This is a genomic window from Marinobacter sp. MBR-105, from assembly GCF_053628895.1.
Window position 1 is genome coordinate 64,378 of record NZ_JBRJHG010000011.1, and the last position, 11,932, is coordinate 76,309.

10 protein-coding genes are annotated in these 11,932 nt (G+C 58.1%); 8 read left to right on the forward strand and 2 right to left on the reverse strand.

Annotation, left to right across the window (positions count from 1 at the left end; all coding sequences use genetic code 11):
* The first annotated feature begins 19 nt into the window (after positions 1–19).
* The 8 genes from nadN to ACSSVV_RS13630 all read left to right on the forward strand — a co-directional run bounded on the left by nadN (position 20) and on the right by ACSSVV_RS13630 (position 8,776).
* Positions 20–1,843 carry an NAD nucleotidase gene (gene nadN / locus ACSSVV_RS13595; protein ID WP_022993347.1) on the forward strand — a complete coding sequence of 608 codons (1,824 nt, stop codon included), beginning with the start codon at positions 20–22 and terminating at the stop codon, positions 1,841–1,843.
* A gap of 131 nt (positions 1,844–1,974) precedes the next feature.
* Positions 1,975–2,994, forward strand: a complete 1,020-nt coding sequence (locus ACSSVV_RS13600; protein WP_022993348.1) for an LLM class flavin-dependent oxidoreductase — start codon at positions 1,975–1,977, stop codon at positions 2,992–2,994.
* A 13-nt stretch (positions 2,995–3,007) separates the two neighbouring features.
* Positions 3,008–3,547: a YqiA/YcfP family alpha/beta fold hydrolase gene (locus tag ACSSVV_RS13605; RefSeq protein ID WP_011783908.1), complete on the forward strand. Its 540-nt coding sequence runs from the start codon at positions 3,008–3,010 to the stop codon at positions 3,545–3,547.
* A gap of 141 nt (positions 3,548–3,688) precedes the next feature.
* Positions 3,689–4,717, forward strand: coding sequence for a TRAP transporter substrate-binding protein (locus tag ACSSVV_RS13610; RefSeq protein WP_011783907.1), 1,029 nt, complete (start codon positions 3,689–3,691; stop codon positions 4,715–4,717).
* 106 nt (positions 4,718–4,823) lie between these two features.
* On the forward strand, positions 4,824–5,417 hold the full coding sequence (locus ACSSVV_RS13615; protein ID WP_011783906.1) for a TRAP transporter small permease: 594 nt from the start codon (positions 4,824–4,826) through the stop codon (positions 5,415–5,417).
* A gap of 36 nt (positions 5,418–5,453) precedes the next feature.
* Positions 5,454–6,740 (forward strand): TRAP transporter large permease, encoded by a 1,287-nt coding sequence (locus ACSSVV_RS13620; protein WP_011783905.1) that lies wholly within the window; start codon positions 5,454–5,456, stop codon positions 6,738–6,740.
* Between the two features lie 30 nt (positions 6,741–6,770).
* Positions 6,771–7,214 carry a universal stress protein gene (locus ACSSVV_RS13625; RefSeq protein WP_011783904.1) on the forward strand — a complete coding sequence of 148 codons (444 nt, stop codon included), beginning with the start codon at positions 6,771–6,773 and terminating at the stop codon, positions 7,212–7,214.
* A 149-nt stretch (positions 7,215–7,363) separates the two neighbouring features.
* Positions 7,364–8,776, forward strand: coding sequence for an alanine/glycine:cation symporter family protein (locus ACSSVV_RS13630; RefSeq protein WP_011783903.1), 1,413 nt, complete (start codon positions 7,364–7,366; stop codon positions 8,774–8,776).
* A 2-nt stretch (positions 8,777–8,778) separates the two neighbouring features.
* Here ACSSVV_RS13630 and ACSSVV_RS13635 read toward each other — a convergent pair whose 3' ends face one another.
* Together ACSSVV_RS13635 and ACSSVV_RS13640 are read right to left on the reverse strand one after the other, a co-directional pair.
* Positions 8,779–11,016 (reverse strand): GGDEF domain-containing protein, encoded by a 2,238-nt coding sequence (locus ACSSVV_RS13635; RefSeq protein ID WP_036149967.1) that lies wholly within the window; start codon positions 11,014–11,016, stop codon positions 8,779–8,781.
* A gap of 65 nt (positions 11,017–11,081) precedes the next feature.
* Positions 11,082–11,930, reverse strand: coding sequence for an ABC transporter permease (locus ACSSVV_RS13640; protein ID WP_153739834.1), 849 nt, complete (start codon positions 11,928–11,930; stop codon positions 11,082–11,084).
* Between the last annotated feature and the right edge of the window lie 2 nt (positions 11,931–11,932).

The following is an 11,932-nucleotide window of genomic DNA, read 5'->3' on the forward strand; positions in this document are numbered from 1 at the left end:
CCACAACGGAGATAGAGTAATGATTCGACAAGGACTCTGGCTGGCAATCCCGCTGATTGCCCTGACCGGCTGTAACAGTGATAACGACGACGCGCCCGCACCGGAAACCGAGCGCCTTACCGTTAACATTCTGCATATCAACGACCACCACTCCCACCTTGAGGCGGGCTCACAATCGCTGGACGTTGCCGGTGAAGAAACCGAATTCAGCGCTGGCGGCTTCCCCCGGGTGATCGCCAAGATCAACGAACGAACCGCCGAACTGGACAACGTGCTGAAACTGCATGCCGGAGATGCCATGACCGGCACCCTGTACTTCACCTCCTTCGAGGGTGAGGCCGATGCCGAGCTGATGAACCTGGTGTGTTTTGATGCCTTTGCCCTGGGCAATCACGAGTTTGATCGCGGTGACGAAGGGCTGGTGAAGTTCCTCGACTACCTGGCGGCAGGCAGCTGTAACACGGCGGTTCTCGCGGCCAACGTCAAACCGGCCATCGGCACCCCATTGGCCCCGGTGGCCCAGGACGATTACATCCAGCCATACACCATCAAGAACATTGATGGCCAGCAGGTGGCCATCATCGGCATCGACATCGCCACCAAAACCCGCAACAGCTCAAGCCCGCTGGCAAGCACTGAGTTTCTGGACGAAACCGAAACCGCCCAGGCCATGATTGATGAGTTGAACGACCAAGGCATCGACAAGATCATCCTGCTGACCCACTACCAGTATGCCAACGATCTGGCACTGGCCGAGCGCCTGTCCGGAGTGGATGTCATTATCGGCGGAGATTCCCACACCCTGCTGGGTGACTTTGACGCCTACGGCCTGAGTGCCTCCGGCCCCTACCCCACCGAAGTGACCAATGCCGACGGTGACAAAGTGTGCGTGGCCCAGGCCTGGCAGTACTCACGTGTGTTGGGTGAACTGAGCGTGACCTGGGACGAAAATGGCACGGTTTCATCCTGCTCCGGCACCCCGCACCTGCTGCTGGGTACCCCCATCATTCGTGATGACGGTACCGAGGATGGCTACCAACCGGAAGGCGAGGAACTGGCAGCCATTCAGGCAGCCATCGAGGAGGACCCTCAGCTCAGCCTTGTCGTGGACGACCCAACCGGCGCTCAAACCCTGGCCACGTACACCAACCAGCTGGACAGCTTCCGCAATCAGGTCATCGGTACCGCATCCGAAGACCTGTGCCTGGCGCGTATCCCCGGCCGGCCTTACGGTGATAACACCTGCGCCAATGAAGACCCGAACCGGGGTGGTGACATTCCGAACCTGGTGGCTCAGGCCTTCCTGTTCCAGAGCAAGAATGCGGATGTGTCGATCCAGAACGCCGGCGGCGTTCGCACTGACATTCTGGCCGGCGATATCACCATTGGTGATGCCTACAACCTGCTGCCGTTTGCCAATACCCTCACCGATCTGACCATGACTGGTGAGGAAATCCGACAGGTGCTGAACGAAGCCGTAGACTATGCCCATGTTGAAGGCGGTTCCACGGGTGCCTATCCTTATGCGGCCGGTCTGCGCTGGACCGTCGACATGGCCAGGCCTGCTGGCGAACGCCTCTACGACATCGAAGTTCGCCCGCGGGGTGAAACCACCTGGCGCGCTCTGACCGACGCCGAAACCCTCAACGTCGTCACCAACAGCTTCACCGCGGCTGGCCGTGACGGGTACCTCACCTTCGGAACCGTCAGCGAGGATGGCCGTGCCAGGGATACCTTCCTGGACTATGCTCAATCCTTCGTCGATTACGTCAAGGAAGAGGTCACCCTCAGCAAACCTGCCCAAGGCGAGTACTCCACTCAGATGTACACGCCCGCGCCGTAATGAGCGGTGGCAGGAGCATCCGGCACCAGCGGATGCTCCTGCCCCTCCCGTCATAACCCTTGAAGAAACCGTCCGCTGGCGTCATTGTGAAACGCTGAATACCGTTGTTTCTTCACAGGTACGGGAACCCCATGTCCAGAACACCCGATTACTCCCTGCTCGAACTGGCCTCCGTGCGCGAGGGCGACTCCGTGGCGACCACACTGGCTAACAGCGTGCGCTACGCCCAGCATGCGGAGTCTCTTGGCTTCAAACGTTTCTGGCTGGCCGAGCACCACAACATGGAAGGGATTTCCAGTTCCGCCACCTCGGTATTGGTGGGGCACATCGCTGGTAAAACCGGGAGGATCCGGGTGGGCTCCGGCGGTGTCATGTTGCCGAACCATCCACCGCTGGTGATTGCCGAGCAATTCGGTACCCTGGAATGTCTCTATCCGGGCCGAATCGATCTCGGCCTTGGCCGCGCGCCGGGTACCGATCCGGTCACTGCCCGGGCACTGCGACGGGATGGCCTGGGCGCCGAGCAATTCCCGGAAGACGTAGCCCGTCTGCAGAACCTGCTGGGGCCGCTGCAACCGGGTCAGCCGGTGAAAGCCATTCCCGGTGCTGGCACCAATGTTCCTATCTGGCTGCTGGGCTCAAGCCTGTACAGCGCACAACTGGCGGCGATGCGGGGCCTCCCTTATGCCTTCGCCGGCCACTTCGCACCGCGGCTCTACCGGGAAGCCCTGAAGGTCTATCGAGAGAACTTCGAGCCCTCAGAGCAGCTGCGACAGCCCTACGCCATGCTGGCGATTCCCGCTATCCCCGCGACCTCAAAGGACGAAGCGCGGCATCTGGCCACCACCAGCTACCAGCGCATTCTGGCCCTGTTCCGCGGACAGCCGCTGTGGATGCGACCGCCGGTCGAATCCATGGACGGACTCTGGAATCCGGCCGAGGAGGCCGGCGTGCGGGACTTCCTGAAACTGCAGATCATGGGTAACAGTGAAGACCTGCGCCGGCAACTCGACGACCTGCTGACCGACATTCAGGTGGACGAACTGATGTTCACCATTGATATCCACGACCCGGACAAACGCCGGCAGGCCCTGGATATCCTGGCCGAAACCCGTTCCCCGCAAACCGACTCCGACGCAACCATCAACTAGGCAGAACCTGATCATGGCTCAACCGGCATTCCATGTTTTTCTCTCCCACGGTCTGGAAAGTGGCCCCGGCAGTACCAAGATCCAGGCCCTGAAAACGGTGGCTGAAACGTTTTCAGGCGTTTATGCCGAGGCGGTGGATCATCGCAGCACTAAAGACCCTGCCGAACGCCTGGAGCAGATGCGCCACGCCATGGCAGCTGCCGGTGCAAGGCCCGAACAGACCATCCTGGCAGGCTCGAGCATGGGCGGCTGGGTCTGCGCCCGGACCAGCGAACAGGCTCCGGTCAGGGGCTGTTTTATGCTGGCACCGGCACTGGCGCTACCGGATTATCCGGAGTCCAACCCGGTGATCGGCGCCCGCCACGCTCGCATTATCCACGGCTGGAACGACGATGTGGTACCGGTAATGCCGGTTCTGGAGCTGGCCCGGAGGCAGCAGATTGAAGCCCTGGTCCTACCCGACGGACATCGGCTCGAAAACAGTGTCCAGCGGGTGGCAGAGGAGTTCAGAAGGTTCCTGTTCCTGTGTGTTGAAAACCCGAATCCATCCTGAATTCATGCACTTGCAATTTGGCTTAATCGGCTATTTGCGTGCAGCTTATTTCCCCCGTTTCCTTGCGAAAACCGCTTTGATTTGCCAGTCTTTAATAATGTAACAATGGATTAACGTAAAATAACGAGCGGAGACAACCCGATGAGCAGCACAAGTAAATTCAGGAAACTGGCTGGTATTTCAGCGCTGGCATTTGCCGGCCTGACCGCGGCAAATGCCGTGAATGCCGCCAATTGGCGCTACGCCCATGAAGAATACGAAGGCGACGTTCAGGACGTATTCGCGTACAAGTTCAAGGAATACATTGAAGAGAATTCCGACCACACCCTGCAGATTTACCGTTTCGGTGAGCTGGGTGAGTCTGACGACATCATGGAACAAACCCAGGCCGGTATCCTGAACTTTGTAAACCAGTCTCCTGGCTTTACCGGCTCTCTGATCCCGGAAGCGCAGATCTTCTTTATCCCGTACCTCATGCCCACCGAAATGGATACCGTGATCGAGTTCTTCCGCGAGAGTGAGGCCATCAATGAGGACTTCCCGGAGCTGTATTCTGAAAAAGGTCTTGAGCTGCTGAAGATGTACCCGGAAGGGGAAATGGTAGTGACCGTTGATGAGCCGGTGACCTCTCCGGAAGACTTCAACAACAAGAAGATCCGGGTAATGACCAACCCGCTTCTGTCCGAGACCTACTCTGCGTTTGGTGCTACCCCAACCCCGCTGCCATGGGGTGAAGTATACGGTGCGTTGCAGACCAACATGATCCAGGGTCAGGAGAACCCGATTTTCTGGATTGAGTCAGGTGGTCTGTATGAGGTTTCCCCGAACCTGGTATTCACCGGCCACGGCTGGTTCACCACCGCCATGATGGCGAACCAGAACTTCTACGAAGGCCTGTCTGATGAGGACAAGAAGCTGGTTCAGGATGCCGCCGATTACGCCTTCGAGGAAATCATCGTGCACATTGATGGTCTGGCGGACGAGGCCCTGGAAAAGATCCAGTCCAACAGCGACGAAGTTACCGTGACCCGTCTGACTGACGAACAGATCGAAGCCTTCAAGGCCCGCGCACCACAGGTGGAAGAGAAGTTCATCGAAATGACCGGTGAGCGTGGTAAAGAGCTGCTGGAGCAGTTCAAGGAAGATCTGAAAGAAGTTCAGAGCGACTGAACCTCGCCAAACGGTTGCCCCCGCTCCGGCGGGTGGCAACCCAGCTTTAACCCCGCCCCGCCGGGGATTCTTCCCGCCGGGAGCGACATGTTCTGGAGCAGAATCCATGTCCGAGAATTCCCCGGAGATCGAAGACGATACCGGTCACTATGAGTCCGGCTTGCCCGGCTTTCTGGGCACGATTGACGTCTGGATTTCAAAAATTGAAGCCGTCATGCTCGCCGCTGGCGTGATTCTGATGGCGGTAAACACCTGCGCCAATGTTATTGCCCGTTTCGTGTTCAGCGAGGGCCTGTTTTTCTCCGGTGAAATCAACCGGATTCTGATCATTCTGATTACCTTTGCGGGCATTGGCTACGCCGCCCGGCACGGCCGCCACATCCGCATGTCCGCCATGTACGATGCCTTCCCGACCAAGGGCCGCAAGGTACTGATGATCATCATCGCCCTGTTTACCTCCGTGGTCATGTTTTTCCTGTGCTATCACTCCTTCGAGTATATCCAGACCCTGTACAGCCGAGGTCGGATTTTGCCAGCGCTTGGTTTTGAGATCTGGTGGATTTACATCTGGGCCCCTGTCGGTTTCGCCATTACCGGCATCCAGTACCTGCTGACCGCCATCAAGAACTTCACCACCAAAGACGTGTACCTGTCGACGGGTGTGGTGGATGGCTACGCCGATACTGAAACCGAAGTCTGAAGCAGCGTGAACCCATAGGTTAAGGAAAGACACACCATGGCAACTATTATGATGATCGTCATGATCGGGCTGCTGCTTCTGGGCTTCCCGATGATGATTCCGCTAACCACTGCTGCCGTCATCGGCTTCGTTATGATGTTCGATGGCTTCGGGCAGATGGGCACATTCATCCAGCAGATGATGGGTGGCATCCGGCCAGCGTCGTTGATTGCGGTACCCATGTTCATTCTGGCGGCCGATATCATGACCCGGGGCCAGTCTGCGGACCGCCTGATCAATATGGTCATGGCCTTTATCGGCCACATCAAAGGTGGCCTCGCCATCAGTACCGCCACCTCGTGCACCCTGTTCGGGGCGGTGTCTGGCTCAACCCAGGCCACCGTGGTTGCCGTAGGCTCACCGCTGCGCCCGAAAATGCTCAAAGCTGGCTACTCCGATCCGTTCACGCTGGCTCTGATTATCAACGCCAGTGATATCGCCTTCCTGATCCCTCCCAGCATCGGCATGATCATCTACGGGGTCATCTCGGAAACCTCCATTGCCGAGCTGTTCATTGCGGGTATCGGCCCGGGCATCCTGATTTTGTTCATGTTCTCGATCTACTGCCTGATCTACGCCTACAAGAACGATGTTCCGACGGAAGCCAAGGCCAGCTGGAAAGAACGGGCGATGTCAGTCAGGGATGCCTCCTGGCCCCTGATGTTCCCGGTGATCATTGTCGGCGGTATCTACGGCGGCATTTTCAGCCCCACAGAAGCAGCAGCAGTCTGCGTGCTCTACGCCTTCCTGCTGGAGTTTGTGGTCTTCCGGTCACTGAAACTGAACGACATTTACAAGATTGCCAAATCCACCGGGCTGATCACGGCTGTGGTGTTCATTCTGGTGGCCGTGGGTAATGGCTTCTCCTGGATCATTTCCTTTGCCCAGATTCCCCAGGCCATCCTGGAAGCGGTGGGCGTCAACGAGGCCGGGCCTGTGGGCGTGCTGATTGCCATCTGTGTGGCTTTCTTCATCGCCTGTATGTTCGTCGATCCCATCGTGGTTATCCTGGTGCTGACACCGATCTTTGCGCCGGCCATTCAGGCCACCGGGCTGGATCCGGTGCTTGTCGGTGTGCTGATTACCCTGCAGGTGGCCATCGGTTCTGCCACGCCACCCTTTGGCTGCGACATTTTCACCGCCATTGCCATCTTCAAACGGCCCTACATGGAAGTTATCCGGGGTACGCCTCCGTTCATTTTCATGCTGGTGGCGGCTGCCGGCCTGATCATCGCCTTCCCGGATATTGCCCTGTTCCTGCGTGACATCGCGTTCAGGGACTAGATCCACAGCCACTGATGAAAGGAGAACAACATGTTTAAACGGATTCTGGCCGCTGTGGATGGTTCCAAAACCTCACTCAAGGCTCTGGATAAAGCCATTGAACTGCAGAAACTGATCCCGGACGCCGAGATCTACATCCTCTGTGTTTACAAGCATCACAGCCTGTTTGAGGCGTCGTTGTCTATCGGACGGCCCGACGACATGGACATCCCGGACAAGGTGCTGTCTGAGTATGCCAAAGGCGTAGTGAATCACGCCAAGGAGCTGGCCAAGGAGCATGGCGCCACCAAGGTACGCGGTTTCGTCAAGGCCGGCCGGCCCTCGAAGGTGATTGTGAAATTTGCCCAGGACAAGGAGGCCGACCTGATTGTAGTGGGCACCAAGGGCACCAACAGCGACAAGGACGGCACCTTTCTGGGCAGCGTCTCGCACCGGGTTGCCTCCCAGGCCAAGTGCCCGGTGCTGGTGGTCTGAACCGGCGAACCCCTCCACGCAGTGCCGCCGGACAGCATATTCCTTGCTGTCCGGCAATCACGGATTTCCGCAGTCTGCTTGATTTTTCACCGTGCTAGACTGCCTCGCCTCGGATTACTTCTCATTCACAAATCACAAGGCGTCTAGCCATGACTGCAATTGTTGATTTTCTCAACTCGATCCTCTGGGGCTATGTCCTCGTCTATGGCCTGCTTGCCGTAGGTGTCTTCTTTACCATCCGTCTGGGCTTCCTTCAGTTCGTCAATTTCGGCGAAATGGTCCGCGCCATCCGTGGTTCCCGGGAAAGCGACGTACACGGGATTTCTCCGTTCCAGGCCCTGTGCACCAGCCTGGCTTCCCGGGTGGGTACCGGTAACCTTGCCGGGGTTGCGGTTGCCCTGTACCTGGGCGGTGCCGGTGCCATTTTCTGGATGTGGATGGTAGCCCTCGTCGGTATGGCCACCGGTTACGCTGAAAGCACTCTGGCCCAGCTGTACAAGGTTCGCGACGGCAAGGGCCAGTACCGGGGAGGCCCGGCGGTGTACATTGCCAAAGGCCTGAAAGCGCCCTGGGCTGCGGCCATTTTCGCGGTCTGCCTGATTATCTCCTTCGGCCTGGTTTTCAACGCCGTACAGGCCAACTCCATTGCCGATGCCATGCAGGGCGCCTTTGGTGTGCCCAAGCTGGGTGTCGGCGTGGTCATCGCGGCTTTTGCCGGCATTGTCATCTTTGGCGGTCTGCGCAAGATCGTTCGCTTCGCTGAGTTTGTCGTGCCGTTCATGGCCGGCGCCTACGTACTCCTGGCGCTGGGCGTGATGGCCATGAACATTACCGAAGTCCCGGGCATTCTGGCGCTGATCGTAAAAAGTGCCTTTGGCCTGGAAGAGGCCGCCGGCGGCGCGGCAGGCTCCATTACCGCTGCCATGCTGAATGGCATCAAACGCGGCCTGTTCTCCAACGAAGCCGGTATGGGCTCGGCACCCAACATTGCCGCGACCGCAACCCCGGCTCCGCATCATCCCTCTTCACAGGGTCTGGTTCAGGCATTCGGTGTCTTTATCGATACCATCATTGTCTGTACGGCGACGGCCGTGATGATCCTGTTGGCTGGCGTTCTGGAGCCGGGTTCCGGCGTGACCGGCACCCAGTTGACCCAACAGGCCATGGAAGTACACCTGGGTGAGTTCGGGGGCTACTTTATCGCCATCGCGATTCTGTTCTTCGCCTTCACCTCCATTGTCGCCAATTACACCTACGCCGAGAACGCTTTGATCTACCTGCGCGGCGGCAACACTCTGGGCTTGACCCTGTTGCGGCTCGCTGCGCTGGGCATGGTGATCTGGGGTGGCTACGAAGCGGTGGTCACGGTATTCAATGCGGCGGACGCATCCATGGGGCTGATGGCCACCATCAACCTGATTGCTATCGTTCTGTTGTCCGGCACGGTTGTGAAGCTGACCAAAGATTACCTGGCTCAGCGCAAGGAAGGCCTGGTGCCGCACTTCAAGTCCAAGGACTATCCTGAGCTGCACGAAAAAATCGACAGCAATATCTGGCATTGATGTCAGAGCGAGGCCGCAACTACTCGGTTGCGGCCCGTTTCCTTGGCCTGGTACAGAGCCTGGTCGGCGGCCCGGAACAGCTCGTCGAACTCCGGACAATTCTCCCGCCAGCAAGCAATGCCTGCTGAAATGGTCAGGCTCCCCAGGTTTTCACCCCGATGTTCCACTGGCTCGGCTGAGATGGCCGCCCGCAGTTGCTCGGCCCTTTGCCGGGCCTCATCAAGGGACGCCCCGGGCATCAGCACCGAAAACTCCTCACCACCATAACGGCAAACGGTATCACTGCCGCGAAAACAGGTAGCGAGCACGTCACCGACCATTCTCAGCGCCTGATCACCGGCCTCGTGGCCATGACAGTCGTTGAAAAGTTTGAAGTGATCAATATCGAAAATCAGCAGGCATAGCGGCCGATCAGAACGAGCCGAGACTTCCCGCTCATGGCGAAAGAGCTCATCAAAGTAGCGACGATTTTTCAGTCCGGTCAGGCTGTCCTCATAGGAGAATCGTTGCAATTCAGCCCTCAAGGCCAGCCCAGACAGGGTAATGCCAATTTTCTCAACCGACTGGTATACCCAGGAAATCACCCTTGCGATGCCATAGTCTTTCACCACTGGCGGCAGGTCCGGGCGCTCCAGCATCAACACCCCTTCAGGCCGATTGCCGGAGCGGGCAGACTCTATCCGCAGGAAAAAGCACATCTGAGCCGGTAAATCGTAACTGCGTACCGGGAGTACGGTTTCGGTCAGGACGGACAGGTTCGCCCCCAGTGACGCCGGGAACACATCCTCCGGGGTACCGCCCCAGTGAACCACTCGGTCGTACTGCCCATCGATGCCTCTTCGATAGAAACAACCGGTCATGGGCAGGTAGAGCTCCGGCATGGCTCTTAACAGGGGCTCGAACGCTTCCTCAATGCCGGCGCAATCCTGCAGAGCCGCAATCACATCCGCCAGTTTCTGGCTTTTCTTGCTTTCCAGTGCCAACAAGCGGGCCCTGGCGACTTCTCTTTCTGCCAGCGACTCAGCGCGGGCGGTGCGCTCCCGAACCTTCTGTTCCAGCCGGACGTTCAGTTGCTGGAGCTCTTTCTGGGTCTTGCCGTAGTGCCAGACCGAAATACTGACCACCGCCAGCGAGAAACCCAGCGCTCCCCAGCTCACCGGCACCCGGCCCCAGGGCAGGAACCCGTGAGCAACGGCCATATCAACAATCAGCAGCACCGCCAGCCCACCACAAGCCACCACCAGCACCTGCTGCTCCCCGAACAGCACACGAAAGCGTGGCAACACAGCGCCAGCCATCACCACCAGCGAGACCAGAAGCAACACATCAAACACCGGGAAGGTCGAAGAAAGGTCGACCGCGCCGACCAACGCCAGGGCCAGGGCGCTCACCGCCAATCCAAGATGAATCCACACCAGCCAGCTGATCAGCACCGGACGTGCAGCGCCTAGCCATTGCCGCAACAACAAGGCCAACGCCATAGGAATCAGGTAGTAAGAGCCGGCCGCGAGGTAGTCCCACAACAAAGGTTTGTAAGCAATCAACAAGCTCGCCTGGCTCTCAGCCAACAGCATCACCGAGGTCAGGAATGAAAACAGAGCAATGCTGGCGAAACTGCGCTGGCCCCTTTGGATTACGGCGAACACCAGAGCCAGAAAAGCTATCAGAGCCGACAATGCCGAGACTACCAGTTCCTCAGCAGCTCCCCCGAGGAGGTATACCGTCAGATCGGCATGATCGGTAATCCCGACCTCCCCCCATAACCCTATGTCGGTGTAATTCGAGAATATCCGGAAATAGAGCGTCTCTCCCTGATAATCCTCGGGTAGCCGTATTTCATGCCAGGGCCATCCCTCAAAACGGCCCCTTCCCTCTTGGTCAAAGGTGCCATATTGATAGAGCAATTCACCCCGAAACCAGGCCTGCACAATGATGTCGACGCTATAAACATAAAGGACAGGCTGGTACCAGCTACCTTCCGGCAATTGCACCCTGAACCAGGCATGCTCACGACCATCGCGGCCAGGAGGGTTCGATGGAAAACCAATGTCGTGCCAGTGTTGTGGAGAGTCTTCAAGGATCCACAATGGCGTGCCATCAGTCAAAAACGGGGAATCACCCCAGCGATACTGCCATCCCTCATCCACCGGCTGGATAGCGGCAAATCCAGGCTGGGACAGACAGACCCCGAGGGCGATGATCACCAGCAGAAATCTGATGCGACAAGTGGACGCGTGCAAAGCAGAACCCGCTTTCAGGAGTGATCGTTCCAGTATAAACCGTAAACGCCAGATACAGAACTTTCTCAACTTTTTTGTCGGAGGGTAAACAGCGCAAGCAACGCAGACACCAGCATCAGAAACAGCGCCACCGCGTTCAACACCGGCGTTGAGCCTTCCCGCAGACGATTGAACAGGGCCACGGTGAGCGGGGTATCACTACCGGTGAGCATGACCGTGGTATTGAAGTTTTCGAAGGACATCAAAAACGCCATTGCCGCGGCCCCGAGGATGGAGGGAAGCAGCCACGGCAGGGTAACCGTGAACCACGCCACAACCGGCGTGGCACCCAGATTGAGGGCAGCCTCTTCCAGCTGTCGGTCGAATTTGCGCAGCCTGGCCGCAATCACCAGAGTAGCCAGGGTGGTAATGAAGGTGACCTGCCCCATCACCACCAATGTCAGCCCCGGCCGGAACAAGTCCAGCTCGATACCCCACAAGCGGGAGACATCGTTGGCCATGCCACTGTAGAACACCAGAATGGACACCCCGAGAATCACGCCCGGAATCACCAGCGGCAGCAGCATCAACAGATACAGCAGCTCCTTGCCGCGAAACTCCACGCGCTCGAACAATACCGCATTCACACAGCCAAGCCCCACACTGACCAGCGTCACCCAGAACGCAATCTTGGTACTGACCCAGAGCGCACTGAGCAAGCCATCGTCGTGAAACAGCCCGGTACGCCCGTCGGTGCCATCGGCCAGATACCAGTCCAGGGTAAAACCCTGCCAGGGTAATGACGGGAACGGCGAGTCGTTGAATGCGAACACGGCCGTCACCAGCAAAGGCAACGCCAGGTACAGGAAAAAGGCCAACAGATAGCTCAGGTAGAGGGCATCAAACAACCGGGACCGGGGTACAGAGCGGATCATGA